The following is a 21173-nucleotide window of genomic DNA, read 5'->3' on the forward strand; positions in this document are numbered from 1 at the left end:
TAACCTTGTCGCTACACTAACAACAATTAGACCGGTCGTCTACAGGTAATTTAAAAAACTTTTCATTCAGGCTGCCGGCTCCCCTTTCCGATCCGGCACTCTCCTGACGGGCAAACGTTCTTCTGCCCGCCTGGGAGTGGCAAAAACCTTTAGCGTTTCGCTATCTTCTCTACAGCCTGACGAACCGGCACATCTCCCGCAGTCAGTTCAATGATGACACGGCTGACATCAGGCTGCTCAATGATTTCAGCAAGCATGGCTGCCACGTCATCACGGGGGATATCGCCGTAAGGAATGGCGGGTCCGGCCTGAATCAGTCCGGTACCGCTGTCATCCACTAATGTTCCCGGTCTTAAGATCACCCAGTCCAGTTCGCTTTGCGCCAGCGCCACATCGGCTTCTTTTTTGACGCGCATGTAGTTTTCAAACGTATCAGAAATGGTTTTACCGCGCCCTGCTTCCGGGAATGCAGATACCAGCAAAAAGCGCGAAACGCCAGCCTGAGTCGCCGCTGCGACCGCGGTTTTCAGCCCTTCGCCATCGACCGCATTGGTCATTTCCGGTCCGCCTTTGCCACCGGCACCTGCGGTGAAGACCACCACGTCGCTGCCTTTCATGTACGCTGCCAAAGTAGTGGCATCCAGCTCTGTCAGGTTCCCGCTGACCGGTTCGGCCCCTGCCTGACGTAACGTCTGTTCCTGTTCAGGTTTACGGTAAAGTGCACGAACAGCATGTCCTTTATCTGCAAGCGTCTTTGACAGGCGGCGCCCTATATTGCCCGCCGCGCCGATAATGAAAATCGTGGTCATTAATGCCTCCTTCTCAAAATGTGTGTCGCCATTATTCTTTGCAGCGACACCCGGTAAAAATGGATCGCACAAAATGCAACCACAAAACTAGCCGACCGGTCAACCATTAAGAAATCAGTATGACAGACAACCCAAACGTCTGCGTTATGGTGCTGAGTTGACTATCGCCGCAAAAGAAACCTGTTACGGCGGTGACGCGAAAGGTTATACCGACTGGTCTGAAGGAATTCACTGCTGATTTTCAGGCCAGACTTTGCACAGGGTTATCCCCAGATTTTGTGGATAACCCTGTGCGGTTGGGGTAAATACGGGAACACATCTTCACTTCTCACCTTCTTAAATGCCGCGTCGGCAAGGCGGTGGTGTATTTCACCTGACTGAGAGCAAAACTTGAGCGAATGCTGGCGACACCTTCAATCTGGGTAAGACACTCAGTGATCAGCAGCTGATTTGTATTTCCCGGCTGATTGACGACTCACCCCTTAAGCGTTTTCCATTTCCCGCACTTATGATTATACTGTATGCATAACCAGTATTTTATAGGTATGAAGAATGAAACCTTATAAGCGACAACCAAACCATGTTTGCCCTCGTTGATGTGAACTCCTTTTACGCGAGCTGCGAAACCGTGTTCCGGCCAGATCTCCGCGGGCGGCCGGTGATTGTGTTGTCCAACAATGACGGCTGCGTGATTGCCCGCAATGCGCTGGCCAAAAAGGCGCAGATCCCGATGGGCGCGCCTTTTTTCAAGGCACGCGACGCGATCCGCCAGCACAACGTGGCAGTGTTTTCATCCAACTACGCGCTGTATGCCGACATGTCGAACCGCGTGATGGAAACACTCGAACGGCTGGCGCCTGCGGTGGATATCTACTCCATCGATGAGGCCTTTCTGGATATCACTAATATCGAAAACTGCATCTCGCTGCATGATTTTGGTAAACAGGTGCAGAAGACCCTCTGGAAGGAGACACATCTGGCCGTTGGCGTGGGGATTGCCCCCACCAAAACGCTGGCCAAACTGGCGAACTTTGCGGCGAAAACCTGGAAAGGCACCGGTGGCGTGCTGGATTTATCGCAGACCGTGCGTCAGCGGAAACTGATGGCTCTGGTGCCGGTGGAAGAAGTCTGGGGCGTGGGGCGGCGCATCAGTAAAAAGCTCAATATGCTGGGGATCACCACGGCGTTGCAACTTGCCGACTGCCCTTCGGCGCTGATCCGCAAACATTTCAGCGTGGTGCTGGAGCGTACCGTGCGCGAACTGCGCGGCGAATCCTGTCTGGCGTTTGAAGAATCGGTGCCGACCAAGCAGCAGATTATCTGTTCGCGTTCTTTTGGCGAACGCATTACGGAGTATCAGGATATGCGCGAAGCCATCTGCAATTATGCCGTACGCGCGGCGGAAAAACTGCGCGGAGAACATCAGTATTGCCGCTACGTGTCAGCGTTTGTGAAAACCAGTCCGCACGACCCGAAAGTCCCTTATTACGGCAATCATGCCGGCATCAAACTGATGACGCCGACACACGACAGCCGCGATATTCTTGCCGCCGCCGTGCGTTGTCTCGATCAGATCTGGAAACCCGGATATCGCTATCAGAAAGGCGGTGTGATGCTGGGCGACTTTTTCAGTCAGGGCGTCGCCCAGCTCAATCTGTTTGATGAATATCAGCCAAAGAAAAACAGCGATCATCTGATGGCCACGCTGGACAAGATCCACAAGGACGGGGTCGGCAAAGTCTGGTTTGCCGGTCAGGGGATCCAGCGCGGCTGGGCGATGAAACGCGAAATGCTGTCACCGGCGTACACGACGCGGTTCAATGAGCTGGTGCGGGCAAAAGTGTAGTCCGGGCAAAGGCCCGGACTGTTAATAATCCGCGGGGTTATTTCAGGTTTTCTTTAAAGAACGCAGTCAGTTTCGCAAAAGGGATCAGATCGGTACGGTCGTAAAGATCAACGTGACCGGCACCCGGAACGATGTACAACTCTTTCGGCTGCCCCGCACGTTTATAGGCATCCTCGCTGAATTCTTTTGAATGCGCCTGGTCGCCGGTGATAAACAGCATCGGACGCGGTGAAATGGTCTCAATATCGTTGAACGGATAGAAGTTCATGAATTTCACATTGCTGGTCAGCGTCGGGTGTGTGGTCAGCGCCGGTGATGAACCTTTTGGCGTAAACTCGCCGCGCGGAGTGCGATAAAAGTCGTAGAACTCCTTGGCAACAGGGGGAGAGTTCTCGTCAATTTTATGCGGCGTGCCGCTGGTGTATTTCGTTTCGCCACCGGTGAATTCGCTGTAACGTTGCTCTGCCGCCTCGGCAATGATCTGTTTACGCTGCGCAAGGGTTAACGAATTATTGAGCGCGTGTCGATTTGCCGACCCCATGTCATACATGCTGACCGTCGCAATCGCTTTCATACGCGGATCAATTTTTGCCGCACTGATAACGAAACTGCCGCTGCCGCAAATCCCCAGTACCCCGATGCGGTTTTTGTCGATATAGGGACGCGTGCCGAGGTAATCCACAGCAGCGCTGAAATCCTCTGCATAGATATCCGGCGCGACAGCATTGCGCGGTTTACCTTCGCTTTCGCCCCAGAAAGAGATGTCTATCGCCAGCGTCACAAATCCCTGCTCGGCAAGCTTTTGCGCATACAGATTGGAACTCTGTTCTTTCACCGCCCCCATCGGATGACCAATGACAATGGCCGGTTTTTTCGCGCTTTCATTCATGCCTTTTGGCATGAAAAGATTGCCGGTCACATTCATCTGATACTGGTTTTTAAACGTCACCTTTTGCTGAGTCACTTTATCGCTTTTATAAAAGTTATCTGCGCCGTTGGACATATCGGCGGCTGTTGCAGCAAATGAGCTGACAAACAGCCCTAACAACATCGTTAACACTCTCATGGAATTATCCTTAATCAGGTATTGCGGTGAATGGACTTCAGTTCGTCCGGTTAAAAATGCTCGTGTGATCAATGGTCATTGCGTGAAGTGATAAACGTCAGGCCGGACGCCAGAAGCAACAGCAACGCGCTAACGGTGAACGTGCTTTGCCAGCCGATATGATCAAAGGCGACGCCCCCTAAGGTCGAGCCCAGCGCAATCGACAGTTGCACCACAGCGACCATCAGCCCGCCCCCGGCTTCGGCATTATTGGGGAAAGTGCTTGCCACCCAGGACCACCAGCCGACCGGCGCTGCCGTTGCCACCAGCCCCCATAACGCCAGCAGAATGATCACGATCCCGGACGAATGGCCAAGAACCATCAGCATGACGGCGATGAAGGCCATCAGCAGCGGGATCACCATGAGCGTGAGATAGAAACGCTTATTCAGAAACGTGCCGATCAGTAATGTCCCGGCAAAACCCGCGACGCCAATCGCCAGCAAAATGAGGGACAGCATCTCTGCACTGACCCGCGTGACGGTTTCCAGAAACGGCCGGACATAGGTAAACAGGGCAAACTGCCCCATAAAGAAAATCCCGCACGCAGCCATACCCGCCAGCACTAAAGGATTTTTGAATAAACGAAAGACGTTCCCTGCAGAATTTTTCCTGCTTTCCGGCGCCATAGACGGCAGGCTGATCCACTGCCAGACAAAGGCGATAAGCGCCACAGGCACGAGACACAAAAAGGCACCGCGCCAGCCAATGACGCCCCCCAGATAACTGCCCAGCGGTGCGGCGACCACAGTTGCCAGCGCATTACCGCCGTTGAAAATAGCCAGTGCGCGGGGAACCTGATCCTGCGGAACCAGGCGCATAGCCACAGCGGCCGACATGGACCAGAATCCGCCAATGGCCACGCCGATCAGGGCTCGTCCGATCATGTAAGTCGTATAGCCGGGCGCTAAAGCAATCAGTCCGCCGGAAAATGCCATCAGAATTGTCAGCCCTAAAAGCAGCGCCTTGCGGTTGACGTTACCGGCCAGCCGGGAGATCGACAGACTGGTTATCACCGCCAGTCCACCGGAGATGGCAATCCCCTGTCCGGCCAGCCCTTCGCTGACGCCCAAATCGCGGGCAACCGGTGACAGCAAACTCACCGGCATAAACTCGGATGCCACCAGCGCAAACACGCACATCGTTATCGCCCAGACCCCGTTCCAGTGTGCGGCCGGAGTCTGGTTCACAAAATCTTTCTCTGCTGCTGTCGTCACTTGTGATCCTTTTTTCTTTCTGCAGGATGAATTTTTGGCAAGCCGGTGCCGCGTCTTATTCGTAAGAATAAAAACAGTAATTTCATGTGGTTAATCGAATCAGACGAAGGGGTTTTTATCCCGGTTCTTTCGTATTCCGGCTTGCTAAAAATTCTACACGACGGGTATAGTCTTACCAGCTAATAAATACTTAATGGGGCTATAAGCTCTGCTTATAAATCGAAAGTGAAGAAGGTGCAATGAAACGTAATTTCAATGATCTCATTGCGTTTGTGACTGTGGCCCGCGAAGGCAGTTTCACACGCGCCGCAGCGCAGCTGGGGGTGACACAACCCGCACTCAGCCAGACCATTACTGCGCTTGAAAATCGCATGGATATCCGGCTACTGACGCGGACCACGCGCAATGTGTCGCCGACGGCAGCAGGCGAACGTTTATTACAGGCTATCGGCACCCGTTTTGATGAGATTGAAGCGGAACTGGATATGCTGACAGAGATGCGTGACAAGCCAGCGGGAACGGTGCGTATCACCTGCGGCCCGCACGTTCTCAAAACCATTCTGTTACCGAAATTATCCGCATTGCTGCGCGAATATCCCGAGATAAAACTGGAGTTCGATGCCAACCACGGTTTTCGAAACATTGTCGCCGACAGGTTTGACGCGGGTGTGCGGCTGGGTGACACCATCGATAAAGATATGATTGCCATGCCGCTAACCCCTCAGCTGCGCATGGCCGCGGTGGCCTCGCCTGAGTATTTGAGTTCACACCCCATGCCCCTGACACCGCAAGATTTGCTGCAACATAGCTGCATGAATATGCGGATGGCAACATCGGGCGGGCTGTATATCTGGGAGTTTGATAACGATGAGGGACCTGTCAACGTGCGTGTTGACGGGCAACTGACGTTTAACACGTCGGCCCACATGGTCGACGCAGCCTTAGCCGGGCTCGGTGTGGCGTTTTTACCCGAGGAGGAGTTTGCTCCCCATATTGAGGAAGGACGTCTGATACGCTTTCTGGAACCCTACTGCTTGCCGTTCCCGGGTTATTACCTCTATTACCCCAGCAGGAAACAACATTCGCCGGCATTTTCACTCGTAATGGAAGCGCTGAAAATCGAGCGTTAATTCATATTCGCCCGTCAATGAACAGACATTAAGAACAGTCCGGGCATGACCCGGACTGTTTCAGGTCTGACGGGAGATTATCAGCTGATATCTTCCCCGTTCGTTCCGATCACTTTCTGATACCAGTGGAATGATTTCTTGCGGTAACGGTTACCGGTGCCGGAGATCTTATCGTCGAGGTCGACATAAATCAGACCGTAACGCTTGCTCATCTCACCGGTGGACATACTCACCAGATCGATACAACCCCACGGGGTGTAGCCCATCAGTTCCACGCCGTCTTCAATGGCTTCCGCCATGGCTTCAATATGCTGACGCAAATAGTTGATACGGTAATCATCGGCAATGTAGTGGTTTTCATCCGGCTTATCGACAGCGCCCAGTCCGTTCTCAACAATAAACAACGGTTTTTCATAGCGATCGTAAAGCTGATTAAGGGCAATCCGCAGACCGACCGGGTCGATTTCCCAGCCCCAGTCACTGGCTTCGAGGAACGGATTACGCGCGCCGCCGAGCAGGTTACCCTGTGCTGTGACCGCGTCAGGATTGGTTTTGTTGATGGTCGAAGACATGTAGTAGCTGAAACCAATGTAATCCACCGTATGCTGTTTAATCAGCTCTACATCACCCGGCTGAATATCCAGTTCGACGCCCTGCGACTGCCACAGACTTTTGGCGTAATACGGATATTTACCGCCCACCTGCACGTCTGCGCAGTAGAAATTAAACGCCTGAGTCTCTTTCAGGGTTTCCAGCTGATTGACCGGATTGCAGTCATAAGCGTAATTGGTGGCAAACAGGATCATGCAACCGATCTGGATTTGCGCGTTGGTTTCGTGGGCAATTTTGACAGCCAGACTGCTGGCGACAAACTGGTTATGCCACGCCTGGAACTTCGCCTGCGCCTCAAGCGCGCCGGTTTTCACCGTCAGCCCCTGACTCATGATCGGGAAATGTGCCGCGCTGTTGATCTCGTTGAAGGTCATCCAGTACTTCACTTTATGCCCGTAGCGGGTCAGCACCGTGCGGGCAAAACGCTCGAAGTGAGCAATCAGTTCGCGGTTTTTCCAGCCGCCAAACGCGGTCGCCAGATGCAGCGGCATCTCATAGTGTGAAATGGTGATCACCGGTTCGATGCCGTGCGCGATACAGGCGTCAATCACCTGATCGTAATGCTTCAGCCCGGCTTCCTCAGGCTCCTGCTCAACGCCGTTCGGGTAGATGCGTGTCCAGGCAATAGAAAAACGGTAACATTTGAATCCCATTTCCGCGAACAGCGCGATATCTTCCTGAAAACGATGATAGTGATCGATGCCTTTATGATTCGGATACGTATGGTTTGCGGGATCAAGGGTAAAATCAAATTCCGGTGAGGAGACGATCTTCAGACGGTCTTTGCCGCCCGGAATGGCATCGACGATGGACAGCCCTTTGCCATCCTGATCGTATGCCCCTTCCACCTGATTGGCCGCCGTTGCCCCGCCCCACATAAAACCTTGCGGAAACTTACCTTTCATAAAAACTCCCTGAATGTGTTGATTGATCCCTCGGATCATTTAGCAAATGAATAATTTACCTGTCAAAACACCACGGTGCCACAAAAGTTACACTGCCGTCCTGACCTTCTGACAGGATTCCTACGTGACCTGACTCACAGATTTCACGTCCTTAATCGCCCCCTTAACCGCTCATCCCGCCTGACAACCGCTTATCTCTCTCTGTGACCGCTGACCAACTTTCCCGCCTGTGCAACGGCGATTTTGGCACCCTATACGGGCAATAAAAGTGCGCAAGAAAAATACGCAATAAACAGGCCCAGCCTCTCTGAAAGCAGTGCTTAATAAAGAAAACAGAGACGGGGATTTCGTGAGTTTTTTTAAATAACCGGGTTATTTATGAACAAAAAAACCTTCTTCAAACACTTACCGTGGATGCTTGTTGCCCTCCTCGGTGCCTGCTGTCTGGGCGTCGTCGCCCTGCGGCGGGGTGAACACATCAGCGCATTATGGATAGTCGTCGCCTCGGTGTCGGTCTATCTGGTGGCCTATCGCTATTACAGTCTGTATATCGCGCAAAAGGTCATGAAGCTGGATCCTTCCCGTTCCACGCCTGCGGTGATCAACAACGACGGCCTGAACTATGTGCCGACCAACCGCAATGTGCTGTTCGGTCACCACTTTGCTGCCATCGCCGGTGCGGGTCCGTTAGTCGGTCCGGTGCTCGCCGCGCAAATGGGTTATCTGCCGGGCGTGCTGTGGTTGCTGGCCGGTGTGGTTCTGGCCGGTGCGGTGCAGGACTTTATGGTGCTGTTCATTTCTTCACGCCGTAACGGCGCGTCTCTGGGTGAGATGATCAAAGAAGAAATGGGGCCGGTGCCGGGCACTATCGCGCTGTTCGGTTGCTTCCTGATCATGATTATTATTCTGGCGGTGCTGGCGTTAATCGTGGTGAAAGCACTGGCGGAAAGTCCGTGGGGCGTGTTTACGGTGTGTTCTACGGTGCCGATTGCGCTGTTTATGGGCATCTACATGCGCTTTATCCGGCCGGGACGCGTGGGTGAAATCTCGGTCATTGGCGTTGTCCTGCTGGTCGCGTCAATCTATTTCGGCGGCGTTATCGCCAGCGACCCGTTCTGGGGTCCGGCGCTGACGTTCAAAGACACCACCATCACCTTCACGCTGATTGGTTATGCGTTCGTCTCCGCCCTGCTGCCGGTCTGGCTTATTCTTGCGCCGCGTGACTATCTGGCAACCTTCCTGAAAATCGGCGTTATCGTCGGGCTGGCGATCGGTATCGTGATCCTCAATCCGGAACTGAAAATGCCTGCGCTGACCCAGTACATCGACGGTACAGGTCCGTTGTGGAAAGGCGCGTTGTTCCCGTTCCTGTTTATCACCATTGCCTGCGGTGCAGTGTCCGGTTTCCATGCGCTGATTGCCTCCGGCACCACGCCTAAGCTACTGGCCTGCGAAACCGATGCACGGTTTATCGGTTACGGCGCGATGCTGATGGAATCCTTCGTGGCGGTGATGGCGCTGGTCGCGGCATCCATCATTGAACCGGGTCTGTATTTCGCCATGAATACCCCGCCAGCCGGGCTTGGCATCACCATGCCAAACCTGCACGAACTGGGCGGCGATAATGCACCGATGATTCTGGCGCAGCTGAAAGATGTTACAGCGCACGCGGCAGCAACCGTCAGTTCATGGGGATTTGTGATCTCGCCTGAGCAGATTATGCAAACGGCGAAAGACATCGGTGAGCCGTCAGTGCTGAACCGTGCGGGTGGCGCACCAACGCTTGCCGTAGGTATTGCGCACGTGTTCCACAAGATCATGCCACTGGCGGATATGGGCTTCTGGTATCACTTCGGCATTCTGTTTGAAGCGCTGTTTATCCTGACTGCACTGGATGCGGGTACGCGTTCCGGCCGCTTTATGTTGCAGGATCTGCTGGGTAACTTTGTGCCGTTCCTGAAAAAAACTGACTCGCTGGTCGCCGGGATTATCGGCACCGCCGGTTGCGTCGGACTGTGGGGTTACCTGCTGTATCAGGGCGTGGTCGATCCGCTGGGCGGCGTGAAAAGTCTGTGGCCGCTGTTCGGGATTTCGAACCAGATGCTGGCTGCCGTCGCGCTGATCCTCGCCACCGTAGTACTGGTGAAAATGAAACGCACCAAGTACATCTGGGTCACCATGGTGCCTGCTATCTGGTTACTGATTTGTACCACCTGGGCACTGGGTCTGAAACTGTTCAGCACCAATGCGCAGATGGAAGGCTTCTTCTACATGGCCGGTCAGTACAAAGAACGCATTGCTGCTGGCGGCGAGAACCTGACACCGGAACAGATCAGCAATATGCATCATATTGTGATCAACAACTACACCAACGCCGGGCTGAGTATCCTGTTCCTGATTGTGGTGTACAGCATCATTTTCTACGGTATCCGCGCCTGCCTGGAGGCACGTAAAACCGATAAGCGTACCGATAAGGAAACGCCTTATGTGCCGGTTCCTGCGGAAGGGATTAAAATCTCCTCCGGGCACTAACCGTTTACCTGAAAGCCCCGCACACGCGGGGCTTTTCCACAAAATTCAGAGGAGTACGTATGTTTGACAACTTAGGTGCGGCAAAGAAATACCTCGGTCAGGCCGCGCGTATGCTGGTGGGCATACCGGATTACGACACTTACGTTCTGCATATGCAGACCAACCACCCGGATACCACGCCGATGACCTATGAAGAGTTTTTCCGCGAGCGCCAGCAGGCGCGTTATGGCGGCGACGGTAAAGGCGGAATGCGCTGTTGTTAAGAGGGCGCTGTAGTTGAGAAGTAGCTGAAGTTAAAAAGAGCACCGTAGTTAAGAGGAAAGCGAACATGACACCGATTGCAGTCACAGTATTAACCGGTTTTTTGGGTGCCGGAAAAACCACGCTTTTACGCCAGATTCTGCATACACAGCAGGAGATAAAAATTGCGGTGATCGAGAATGAATTTGGCGAAATGCCCATCGATAACCAACTGATTGGCGACCGCGCCACGCGCATCACCACCTTATCCAACGGCTGCATCTGTTGCACCCGTTCGGGCGAGCTGGAAGCGGCGCTGCTGGATTTGCTCGACAGCGTGGATAAAGGCGAAGTGCAGTTTGACCGGCTGATGATTGAATGCACCGGCATGGCCGATCCCGGCCCTATCCTGCAGGCGTTTTTCGCCCATGAAGTCATCTGTGAACGTTATGTCTTAGACGGCGTTATCACGCTGGTGGATGCCGTACATGCCATGTCGCAGCTGGATCAGTTCCCGCTGGCGCAGTCGCAGATTGGTTATGCCGACCGCATCCTGCTGACCAAAACGGATGTATCCGGTGAATGCCCGGAACTGACAGAACGGCTGCAACGTATTAATGCACGTGCGCCGGTATATAAAATGGTTCAGGGCGATATCGATCCGGCACTGTTGTTTGATACCCGCGGATTTATGCTCGAAGAAAACGTGATAGCCGCAAAACCGCTGTTCCATCGCGTCGCGCCACAGCAAAACACCGTTTCTTCAATTGTGGTGGAGCTGGATTATCCGGTGGCGCTGACCGCCATTTCAGCGATAATGGAAGAACTGCTGGCCAGCTTTGCCGACAATCTGATGCGGTACAAAGGGATGTTGTGGATAGAAGATCAGCCGTGCCGCCTGCTGTTTCAGGGCGTTCAGCGCCTGTACAGCGCCGACTGGGATCGCCCGTGGCAGCCGGATGAAACCCCGCACAGTGCGTTAGTGTTTATCGGCATACAATTGCCTGAAACCGAAATCCGCGACGCTTTTGCCCGGCTGCGACCGGCTTGATTGATCTGACCAAAAGAAAACCGGCGGGGTTTACAGCCCCACCGTCTCTTTCAGCGATTTGAGATAGCGACGGCTGACCGGCACGACCTGACCATCACGCAGTAACAGCTCCGCCTGATTTTTATCTTCCAGGCGGATTTCCTTAAGATAATCCATATTCACCAGATACTGCCGGTGACAACGTAACAACGGCGTACGGACTTCCAGCGTGCGTAAGGTCAGTTCCGTAAATGTCTCTTTGCCATCCTGTCCGGTGACATACACCCCGCCGATGCGGCTGCTGACGAACGCCACATCTTCCAGCTGCAACAACCAGATCCGGTTGCTGCTCAGACAGGGGATAAACTTCAGCGGCTGCTGGTATTGCGGTAACTGCGAGACATCCTGCTCCTGAAAACCCAGCCGCAACCGCGCCAGCGTTTTTTGTAAACGCGGCGTCTGGATCGGTTTAAGCAGATAATCAAACGCGCACTGTTCAAACGCCTGCACCGCATATTCCTCAAAGGCGGTCAGAAAAACGATGTGCGGGCGATGCTGCTGATCGAGCATACCGACCATTTCCAGCCCGCTGATGCGCGGCATCTGAATGTCCAGAAACACCACGTCAGGGCGGATTTTGTGGATCACGCCAATCGCTTCAATGGCATTGGTACACTCGCCGACAATTTCAATGTCGCTTTCATCCTGAAGCTGTAAGCGCAGATTCTCCAGCGCCAGCGGCTCATCATCGACAATCAGCACTCTTAACATGGCGCGCCCTCCGCTGGCAGACGTAACGTAATACGCGTGAAATCATCCGGTTTGCAATTGACGGTAATGCCGAAATCATCGCCAAAACGCGCCCGCAGCCGCTTGTCCACCAGACTCATGCCTAATCCGTCACCGCTTTCTTCCGGCTGATACAAACCGGCGTTATCTTCCACTTCGACGATCACTGTCTGCCCCTCACTGTAAGCACGAATGATGATATTGCCATTGCTCAGCAACTGGGATGTGCCGTGTTTTATGGCGTTTTCCACCAGCGGTTGCAGAGTGAAGGCCGGAAGATGCTGAAAAGACAATGCATCCGGCACCTGTAAATCCACGTTCAGACGCGACGAAAAACGTGCCAGCTCGATTTGCAGATAGGCGTTCACGTGCTCCAGCTCATCCGCCAGCGTGACAATCTCGGAAGAGCGCTTGAGATTTTTGCGAAAGAACGTCGAGAGATACTGCACCAGTTGCCCGGCTTTATCGCTGTCGTGGCGGATCACCGCCATCAGCGTATTGAGGGCGTTAAACAGGAAGTGCGGATTCACCTGCGCGTGCAGCAGCTTAATTTCAGACTGCGCCAGCAGCGCTTTTTGCTGTTCGAATTTACCGGCAAGGATCTGTGCCGACAGCAGCTGGGCAATGCCTTCGCCCAATGTGCGGTTGATGGAACTGAACAGCCGGTTTCGCACTTCGTACAATTTGATGGTGCCGATCACCCGCTGATTCTCGCCGCGCAGCGGGATCACCAGCGTCGAGCCCAGTTTGCAGCTGGGATGCAGCGAACAGCGGTAAGGCATCTCGTTGCCATCGGCGTACACCACTTCGTCGTTCTCGATGGCGCGCCAGGTATAGTCAGAAGCAATAGGTTTGCCGACCAGATGGTGGTCGTCGCCGATGCCGGTAAAGGCCAGCAATCGCTCGCGATCGGTTATCGCCACGGCGCCAATATCCAGCTCTTTCAGCAGCACCTGCGCCACTTTCATGCTGTTTTCTTCGTTAAATCCGCGCCGCAAAATACCTTCCGTCGAGGCAGCGACTTTCAGCGCTGTTGCCGAAAACGCCGAGGTGTATTTTTCGAACATTGCCCGTTTATCCAGCAGAATGCGCATAAACATGGCGGCACCGAGCGTATTGGTCACCATCATCGGCGCGGCAATGCTGCTGACCAGATGGAGTGCATCGGTAAACGGACGGGCAATCAGCAGGATGATCAGCATTTGCAGGATTTCGGCGACAAAGGTCACGCCAGCGGCCACCAGCGGATTAAATAACTTATCGATGCGTCCGCGTTTGATTAAAACGCTGTGGATCAGGCCGCCTAATAATCCCTCGGCGATGGTGGAGATCATGCAGCTCAGCGCCGTCATGCCTCCCATTGAATAACGGTGGATGCCGCCGGTCAGGCCGACTAATCCGCCGACCCACGGCCCGCCAAGTAATCCGCCCATCACCGCGCCGATCGCACGGGTATTGGCAATAGAATCCTCGATATGCAGCCCGAAATAGGTGCCCATAATGCAAAAAATCGAAAACGTGATATAGCACAACAGCTTGTGCGGCAGGCGCACCGTGACCTGAACCAGCGGAATAAATAACCGCGTTTTACTCATCAGCCAGGCGATCACCAAAAACACGCACATCTGCTGTAACAGCAGCAACACCAGATTAAACTCGTACATTCCCAACGTGTCCAAAATCCAACAAGCGGGCAATATATCGTGTTGCGTTAAAATTTACCTTGAAGCAGCCTGAAGAACGGGAAAGCGGTGGTTGACGGATTACATTTTCTCTACCGGGATTTTCTCGCGTTGCATCACCAGACTCAGGGCAGCCGGTAATACGGTTAGCGTCACGAAAGTGGCGACCAGCAATCCGCCGATGATGGCGTACGCCATCGGTCCCCAGAAAACCTGCTCAGCAATCGGCACCATCCCCAGTATTGCCGCACAGGCGGTCAGCAGGATCGGGCGGGACCGGTGAACGGCGGCAGCTTTTATGGCCTCATCGCCACGCATACCAGCGAGAACATTATTATCGGCCTCACTGATGAGGATCACCGCGTTACGGATGATCATTCCTGCTAAAGCAATAATGCCCAGCAGAGCCACAAATCCCATCGGAGTACCCGTCGGCAGCATCGCCAGCACAATGCCGGGCAGGCCAAAAGGCGCCATCAATAACGCCAGCAACAGGCGGGAAAAACGCTGCAACTGAATCATCAGCAACGTCATCATAATCAGTAAGGTGACCGGTAACACCGCAAACACCGAACTGTTGCCTTTATCTGATTCCGCCACCGCTCCGCCCTCCTCAATCTGATATCCGGCAGGCAGCGAAGCACGGAGGCTGGAAACCAAAGGGGCAAGCTGCTGTGAAACCGCTTCTGCCCGCAGCCCCGCGGCTGAATCCGTCTGTACGGTGATAAACGGCAGGCGCTGACGCCGCCAGACCACCGGATCGTCAATTCCCCAGACCGGCGTGGCAACCTGACTCAGCGGTATTTTTTGTCCCGTTGCGCTGGTGATCATCAGCCCCGACAGCGTGCACACCTCCAGCCGCTCACGATCGTTAGCCCGCAGAACCACATCGGTCAGCCGGTTTTTATCCCTGACCGTGGTAACGACGCTGCCTGACCATACGGTATTAAGCAATGCCGCCAGACTTTCTGATGAGACGCCCGCCGCCCGCGCCGCAGTCTGATTCACCTGCAACGTGATGAGCCGCTCCGGTTCTCCGGCGGTCAGATTCACTTCGCGGGTCAGCGGACTGCTTCCCAGCACGCTGGCGAGATGCTGCGCGATCTGTCTGACGTTGTCATAAGCGGGGCCGCTGACCCGATACTTTACCGGCCAGCCCACCGGCGGCCCCAGTTCCAGCGGCGAAACGCGGGTAATAATATCGCTGAAATTACGGGCCAGGAGCGAGTCCAGCTGCGCACTCAGTTTATCCCTGTCATCCAGACTTTTCGCGACCACCACCAGTTGCGCGGTGTTCTCGTCATTCAGCAACACATCCATCGGCAGATAAAACCGCACCGCGCCGGATCCGACATAGCTTGAAAAGTGATCGACATAAGGATTGCCCTGCAACGCCTGCTCCAGCCGCGCAGTTTGCCGGGCGGTTTCCGCCTGCGACGCGTTAGCTGGCAGACTCAGGCTCACCAGCAGTTCCGGGCGATCTGATGCCGGAAAAAACTCGCCCTGCATAAACGTCGTTGCATACACCGCCAGCCCCAGCAGCAGACAGGCAACACCGATCGTCATTCCGCGGTGCGCCAGCACCTGATTCAGCAGGCGCTGATAGAACCCCATCATCCGGCTGCGTTTTCCCCCCTGTGAAGCCTGTTTTTCAGGCAAGATCCACAAACCCATCAGCGGAGAAAAAAGAATCGCAACCAGCCAGGAACACAGCAGCGCGATACACACCACCGCAAACAACGAGTAGCAATATTCACCGGCGCTGGAGGCGGCGAAACCTACAGGAATAAACCCAGCGATCATCACCAGCGTGCCGGTCAGCATCGGGAACGCAGTGGTTTCAAAAGCATACGTCGCCGCACGCCATTTGGACTCTCCTGCCTCAATACGCGATACCATTGCCTCGACGGTGATCATGGCATCATCGACCAGCAACCCCAGCGCGATAATCAGCGCCCCCAGTGAAATCCGCTGTAAGCCAATTCCCGCCAGCGACATACCGGTAAATGTCATCGCCAGCACAACCGGAATGGCGGCAGCAACGACCAGCCCGGCGCGGGTGCCGAGCGAAACAAAAGAGACGGCCAGAACAATCACTACCGCTTCGATCAGTACCCGGATAAAGCCGCTGACGGCTTGCGAAACGACTGCCGGCTGATCGGCGACTTTACTCATTTCTATGCCGTGCGGCAGTCTGGCGCTGATGTCGTCCATCCGCGCATTCAGCGCCTTGCCGAAGGAAAGCATATTGCCGTTGGCCGCCATGGAAATAGCCAGTCCGATAGCCGGTTTACCGTTGACACGAAAGACCGGTGACGGCGGTTCGGCATCCTGACGGCTGATGGTCGCGACGTCCGTCAGCGGAATGTAGCGCCCGGCGATATGCAGCGTCACGGCGCGCAGACTCTGCTCCGTCGTCAGCGCACCGCTCACCCGCAAGGCGATATTGTCACGGTCGCTGCGCAAAACACCCGCCGGTTCGACGGCGTTTTGCGCTTTCAGGGCATCGGTAATTTGCTGTAAATCCAGCCCCATTCCCGCCAGTTGTGCGGGCGAAAACGCAATCACGATATTCTGCTCCTGCACACCCAGCAGGCTGGTTTTACCCATGTCTGGCAAAGACATCAGACTGCGGCTGATATCATCCACCCGGTCGCGCAGCTCACGCGGCGTATAGCCCTCGGCGGTAAAACCATAAATCGTGCCAAACGTATCATCGAACTCATCGTTCACGCTGGTTTGCACACCTGCGGGTAACGACGGGGCAATATCCTGCATCTTTTTACGCACCTGATACCAGATCCCCGCCACGGCGGCAGGCGGTGTGTCATCACGCAAATTAACAAAAATAACCGACTGCCCGGCGCGGGTTTCACTCTGGACGTAATCCAGATAGGGCGTTTCCTGTAATTTTTTCTCCAGCGGATCCGTCATCAGGCTGACCGAATCCGCCACGTCAGCCCCCGGCCAGCGGGCGGTCACCACGGCGGTTTTGATAGTGAATGCCGGATCCTCATTACGCGGTAAATGCTCATAACTGATGACCCCTGCGGTCATTAACAGCAGCATGAAAAAGGCCATCAGGGACTGATGATCCAGCGCCCAGGCGGAAAGATTAAAGGTACGTAAGGAGGGGCGCTGATTCATCCGGCATTCTCCCCGGGCAGCACTTTCTCGCCTTCACGCAACTGACTCACTCCGGCGATCACCACCTTTTCACCGGGGCTGAGACCGGAAGAGACAAAGATGTCTGAAGCGCTGTAACCCTCTAAAACAACGGGGCGCAGATGCAGCGTCTGTGTTTGGGTATTGACGATAAAAAGGGCCGGATTGCCTCCGGCGCGGGTCAGCGCAGAAGCGGGTAACGCGATCACCGGCTGACCGGCATGCACAAGTGAAAGCTGAACACTGGCGCCCAGCGCCATCGCGGGCGGCGGATTATCGAGCGTCAGGCGAACCCGCCACGTGCGGGTTTGCGGATCGGCCTGCGGGCTGATGTCGCGTAAATGTCCCGTCGTCACAACCGACGGGTCAGAAAGCAGCGAGACATTGAAAGTGCCGCCGGTTTGCTGAGAAAAGGACTGCGGTCTGGCAACGTCGAAAACCGCGTCACGTCCGCGGCCCGACGCAAGTGTCACCACAGTTTGTCCGGCGCTGACAACCTGTCCCGGCGCCACACTGACCTGCGTGATCACGCCATCCGCTGGCGCCGTAAGCTGTGCCCAGGAGAGGTTTTCCCGCGCGGTTTTCAGTGAATCTTCACTGCTCAGACGTCGCGAACGGGCGGCCTGCCAGTCAGACTGCGCGCTGTCGAGCTGAGTGCGGGCGATAGCGCCACCCGGCATCAGCAGCTGCATACGCCTGAGATTCTGCGCCGCCACCTGCTCTGCCGCCCGCGCGCTGTCCAGATCGGCCTGCGCACTGTTTAGCTGATTACGGCTGGTGTCACTTTCCTGCGATGCCAGCACCTGCCCTGCCACCACGGGGTCGCCGACATCGACCGCGCGGCTCAGCACCCGACCGTCCAGCCGGAACCCCAGCGTCACCTCTTCCTGAGCGCGGATTTCGCCGGTCAGGGGCTCGGTGGCGGATGCCGAGGGTAAAGGGGCGATCACCACGCGGACGGGGCGTGCGGGGGCTGCGGGCTTACGGGATTTATCCCCGCAGCCCGTCAGTATCACGGTCAGGACCAGCAGACAGGCTGCGGGGATGAGAGGTGCCAGGCAAATACAGGGGTGCAGATGACGCACCGCGTGGCGCACATAATCAGTCAAAGTCACGGTCATAACAGTCGTCCTGAATTGAGATATCGCTATTCAATCCACTGACTGTCCAGATTCCCGTGATATTTCATCAAGGAACCGTCAAGACGCGGTCTTTTTTATTGTCCGTTTTCCGGCACAGGTAAACTGACGGTCACGGTCAGACCGCCCCCCGCATTTTTCGCAGCACTGATCCGCCCGCCGTGGGCTTCACAAATCGCGCGGGCAATGGATAAACCAAGGCCGCTGCCACCGGAATGCCGGGCGCGGGAAGATTCTGCCCGGCTGAAACGCTCGAACATAACGGCCAGGAAATGGTCATCGACTGCCGGACCCATGTCCCGAAACGCTATCTCATAACCGCCGGTTTCCGGCCTGACCGTGATGTCGAGACGCCGCCCTTCCAGTGCGTAACGCAGCGCATTTTCCATCAGAATGGTAAATACCTGCCCGAGACGGAACGGGTCGCCAACATAACGGCAAGGAGTATCAGGCGTGAGGAGGATGTCAAAACCGGCCTCCGCTGACTGAGGTTTCAGCCAGGCGACCCGTTCGCGCAACAGTTCAGTGAGATCCAGCGGCGTTTTGCTCAGATTCAGCTGACCGGCATCCGCCAGAGAAAGCAGATGCAGTTCGTCAATCAGACGGTTCAGGTGCAGAAGCTGTTTCATTACCATCTGCAACTGGCGTGGCTCCGGCGGAAATACGCCATCGAGCATCCCCTGCAACCGCCCGACCGCCGCCGTCAGGGGTGAACGCAGCTCATGCGCCATTGCGACATGCGATGCCCGCAGTTCACGCTCATAGCGCGAGAGTTGCAGCATCATGGCGTTAAAATCATCGGTGAACTGCACCAGTTCTGCGGGGGCATTTTTCACCGGTTCAGCCTGAGTATTGAAATCCCCTTTGGTTACCGCACGGGCCACCTGCGCCAGACGGCTAAACTGTGAGGAAAGCGGCCGTGCGGCTTTTAATCCCAAAATCGCGATAAACGGAATGACCACCAGCACCAGAATGGCGACCATGATCCAGTCAGCTGACGCGATAGAAGGATCCGAGTAACGCGCTCCCCAGCCCAGATCCACAATCTCATGGAAACGCGTGAGATTGAGTTCAGGGTTATTGCGCAATACCTCAAACTCCTGCCGCATCGCAGGAGACATATGATGCAAAACCCACAGGTTTTCGATCACAAACCGCAGCCACATACACAGCGCAATCACAACCACGCTGCCGATGGCGAGCGTCAGAATGCGCACGCAGATCCAGCGCCATAAAGACTGATAGTGTAAGCGGATCATGGCTGTCTGAACCTGTAGCCCACGCCGCGGACGTTGACTAGCACATTCAGGATGCCCACTGATTCAAGCTTTTTACGCAAGTTATAGACATGCGTATCGACCACCCTTTCAAGCGCCTCACTTTCCGGCAGGCATTGCTCAAGCAAATACTGGCGTGAAAATGGCCGCGTCGGGGCGCGCATCAGCGTGCTCAGAATGCTGAATTCGGTCGGGGTTAAATCCAGATAGCGGTTTTCACCCGCCGGGGCGCTGACGGCGGCGGTAAGCGCATCAACATCCACCTCAAGCGCCTGCCAGCGCAGCGTTGCTGTATCCTTTTGGCCGGACGCAGTGCGCCGGAGCACGGCGTGTACCCGCGCCACGACTTCGCCGGGATTATAAGGTTTAACCACGTAGTCATCGGCACCTTCCCGCAGCGCGCCAATTTTGTCCGGCATATCGCCCATCGCCGTCACCATAATCACCGGCGTACGGGTTTCCCGCCGCAGCGTCGCCAGCACGTCGGTGCCGCTCATGCCCGGCAGCATCACATCCAGCAGCACCAGATCGGGCTTCCAGCGCAATGCTTTGTCGAGCCCGGAAATCCCGTCGCCCGCAATCTGCACCTCATACCCTTCACGTTGTAAATAGGCATCGAGAACGTCTGCCGCATCGGCATCGTCTTCAATGATCAGGACTCGTGTTGTTTGCATGTTTGTCGCCTTGACGGTTTCTTCATAAATCCCCGACAGTTTGTTGACACTGCCTCTTCATACTTCGGTTTCAGGCGCGGCTGCAATCCGCTACGAACCATACGTTTGGGTGATGAGGAATTACATGATATCCAGAAAACTAATACTGCACATTACCTGTTTCGCCCTGTCCGCGACAGTGCTTAAAACACTGGCTGAGGACACTCCGCCAGCGACCACCTTCACGGTAGGAATGGGCGCGCAGAACGCGCCGCGTTACAGTGGTTCCGGCGAGCGTAACTGGCTGGTTGCGCCGGTTATTCAGGCGCGGGACGGTGCGTTTTTCTTCGACTCGCTCAAAGGTATCGGCTATGACTTGCAGACGGATAACGGCCTGTATCTGGAACATACGCTGGGATATAGCCTCGGACGCACGGACAAAAATTCCATGTGGCGGGATGGCTCGGCAAAACTCAAAGGTATGGGGCATATTGATGCGACCGCCAACACGGCCCTTGCCGTGGGCTGGTCAGCCACACCGTGGCTGTCTTTTGAAGGCAAAGCGACCCTGCCGCTGACCGACGGGCAAGGCGTGCATTATCAGACTTCCGTGACGTTGCTGCCGCTTCAGAATGATACGGACACCGTCGCGCTCCAGTCGGCGGCGCTCTTTGGCGACCGGCGCTACATGAACACCTTTTATGGTGTAAGCCGCGAGCAAAGCAGTCGCAGTCATTTTGGGGCTTATCAGGCCGCCGGAGGATTCTATGGCGTGGACAGCAGCCTGACCTGGAGTCATCAGTTAACCCCGAACTGGAGCGGTCTGGTCAGTGCGGATTACACCTGGCTGGACGATAAAGCCGCTGACAGTCCGATAGTGGAAAAACGCGGCGGGACGACCTTTAATCTGGCAGTGCTTTATACCTTTTAATTCATCCCTTTTAATTCGCGGTCACTGAAATGTACGCGGCGACAGGGTGGCATCCCACGAGATGACTGACTCATCGCCGCAACGTATCGCGGCGATGGATTAACAGCAACG

General features: G+C 55.2%; 16 protein-coding genes. 6 read left to right on the forward strand and 10 right to left on the reverse strand.

Annotated elements, in window-relative coordinates; all coding sequences use genetic code 11:
* Positions 1 to 149 precede the first annotated feature (149 nt).
* A complete protein-coding gene (locus EC840_RS05820) occupies positions 150 to 809 on the reverse strand; it encodes an SDR family oxidoreductase (RefSeq protein ID WP_132964372.1) in 660 nt (219 codons plus the stop codon).
* A gap of 580 nt (positions 810 to 1389) precedes the next feature.
* Here EC840_RS05820 and umuC point away from each other — a divergent pair.
* Positions 1390 to 2655, forward strand: a complete 1266-nt coding sequence (gene umuC / locus EC840_RS05830) for a translesion error-prone DNA polymerase V subunit UmuC (protein ID WP_132964374.1) — start codon at positions 1390 to 1392, stop codon at positions 2653 to 2655.
* Positions 2656 to 2692: 37 nt separating this feature from the next.
* Here the strand turns inward: umuC and EC840_RS05835 are convergent, their stop codons facing one another.
* A complete protein-coding gene (locus tag EC840_RS05835; protein ID WP_132964376.1) occupies positions 2693 to 3721 on the reverse strand; it encodes an alpha/beta hydrolase in 1029 nt (342 codons plus the stop codon).
* 68 nt (positions 3722 to 3789) lie between these two features.
* Entirely contained in the window at positions 3790 to 4902 is a 1113-nt protein-coding gene (locus tag EC840_RS05840) for an MFS transporter (RefSeq protein ID WP_132964805.1), read from the reverse strand.
* 314 nt (positions 4903 to 5216) lie between these two features.
* Here EC840_RS05840 and EC840_RS05845 point away from each other — a divergent pair, with 314 nt between their 5' ends.
* Positions 5217 to 6107, forward strand: a complete 891-nt coding sequence (locus EC840_RS05845) for a LysR family transcriptional regulator (RefSeq protein WP_113877278.1) — start codon at positions 5217 to 5219, stop codon at positions 6105 to 6107.
* An 80-nt stretch (positions 6108 to 6187) separates the two neighbouring features.
* Here the strand turns inward: EC840_RS05845 and EC840_RS05850 are convergent, their stop codons facing one another.
* The gene (locus tag EC840_RS05850; protein WP_129638842.1) at positions 6188 to 7624 is read right to left on the reverse strand and encodes a glycoside hydrolase family 1 protein; all 1437 of its coding nucleotides are present in this window, start codon (positions 7622 to 7624) and stop codon (positions 6188 to 6190) included.
* Between the two features lie 378 nt (positions 7625 to 8002).
* On the opposite strand from EC840_RS05850, the gene EC840_RS05855 reads away from it, so the two are divergent.
* The 3 genes from EC840_RS05855 to yjiA all read left to right on the forward strand — a co-directional run bounded on the left by EC840_RS05855 (position 8003) and on the right by yjiA (position 11447).
* Positions 8003 to 10156 (forward strand): carbon starvation CstA family protein, encoded by a 2154-nt coding sequence (locus EC840_RS05855; RefSeq protein ID WP_129638843.1) that lies wholly within the window; start codon positions 8003 to 8005, stop codon positions 10154 to 10156.
* 59 nt (positions 10157 to 10215) lie between these two features.
* Positions 10216 to 10419 carry a YbdD/YjiX family protein gene (locus EC840_RS05860; protein WP_014341854.1) on the forward strand — a complete coding sequence of 68 codons (204 nt, stop codon included), beginning with the start codon at positions 10216 to 10218 and terminating at the stop codon, positions 10417 to 10419.
* A 65-nt stretch (positions 10420 to 10484) separates the two neighbouring features.
* On the forward strand, positions 10485 to 11447 hold the full coding sequence (gene yjiA, locus EC840_RS05865) for a GTPase (RefSeq protein WP_132964378.1): 963 nt from the start codon (positions 10485 to 10487) through the stop codon (positions 11445 to 11447).
* 30 nt (positions 11448 to 11477) lie between these two features.
* Here the strand turns inward: yjiA and btsR are convergent, their stop codons facing one another.
* The 6 genes from btsR to EC840_RS05895 form a co-directional block, all read right to left on the reverse strand.
* The gene (gene btsR / locus EC840_RS05870; protein ID WP_113877274.1) at positions 11478 to 12197 is read right to left on the reverse strand and encodes a two-component system response regulator BtsR; all 720 of its coding nucleotides are present in this window, start codon (positions 12195 to 12197) and stop codon (positions 11478 to 11480) included.
* Complete coding sequence (locus EC840_RS05875) at positions 12191 to 13879, reverse strand: sensor histidine kinase (RefSeq protein ID WP_132964380.1); 1689 nt, start codon at positions 13877 to 13879, stop codon at positions 12191 to 12193. The genes btsR and EC840_RS05875 overlap by 7 nt, the downstream gene beginning before the upstream one ends.
* Positions 13880 to 13978: 99 nt before the next feature.
* Complete coding sequence (locus EC840_RS05880; RefSeq protein WP_132964382.1) at positions 13979 to 17044, reverse strand: efflux RND transporter permease subunit; 3066 nt, start codon at positions 17042 to 17044, stop codon at positions 13979 to 13981.
* Positions 17041 to 18183, reverse strand: coding sequence for an efflux RND transporter periplasmic adaptor subunit (locus tag EC840_RS05885; protein WP_132964384.1), 1143 nt, complete (start codon positions 18181 to 18183; stop codon positions 17041 to 17043). The genes EC840_RS05880 and EC840_RS05885 overlap by 4 nt, the downstream gene beginning before the upstream one ends.
* Before the next feature lie 95 nt (positions 18184 to 18278).
* Positions 18279 to 19460 (reverse strand): ATP-binding protein, encoded by a 1182-nt coding sequence (locus EC840_RS05890; RefSeq protein ID WP_113877270.1) that lies wholly within the window; start codon positions 19458 to 19460, stop codon positions 18279 to 18281.
* Positions 19457 to 20152: a response regulator gene (locus EC840_RS05895; protein WP_132964386.1), complete on the reverse strand. Its 696-nt coding sequence runs from the start codon at positions 20150 to 20152 to the stop codon at positions 19457 to 19459. The genes EC840_RS05890 and EC840_RS05895 overlap by 4 nt, the downstream gene beginning before the upstream one ends.
* A gap of 124 nt (positions 20153 to 20276) precedes the next feature.
* On the opposite strand from EC840_RS05895, the gene EC840_RS05900 reads away from it, so the two are divergent.
* Entirely contained in the window at positions 20277 to 21062 is a 786-nt protein-coding gene (locus EC840_RS05900; RefSeq protein WP_129638848.1) for a MipA/OmpV family protein, read from the forward strand.
* Positions 21063 to 21173 lie beyond the last annotated feature (111 nt).

The organism is Rahnella sp. JUb53, from assembly GCF_004346065.1.
In the GTDB taxonomy this organism is placed as follows: Bacteria; Pseudomonadota; Gammaproteobacteria; order Enterobacterales; family Enterobacteriaceae; genus Rahnella; species Rahnella variigena.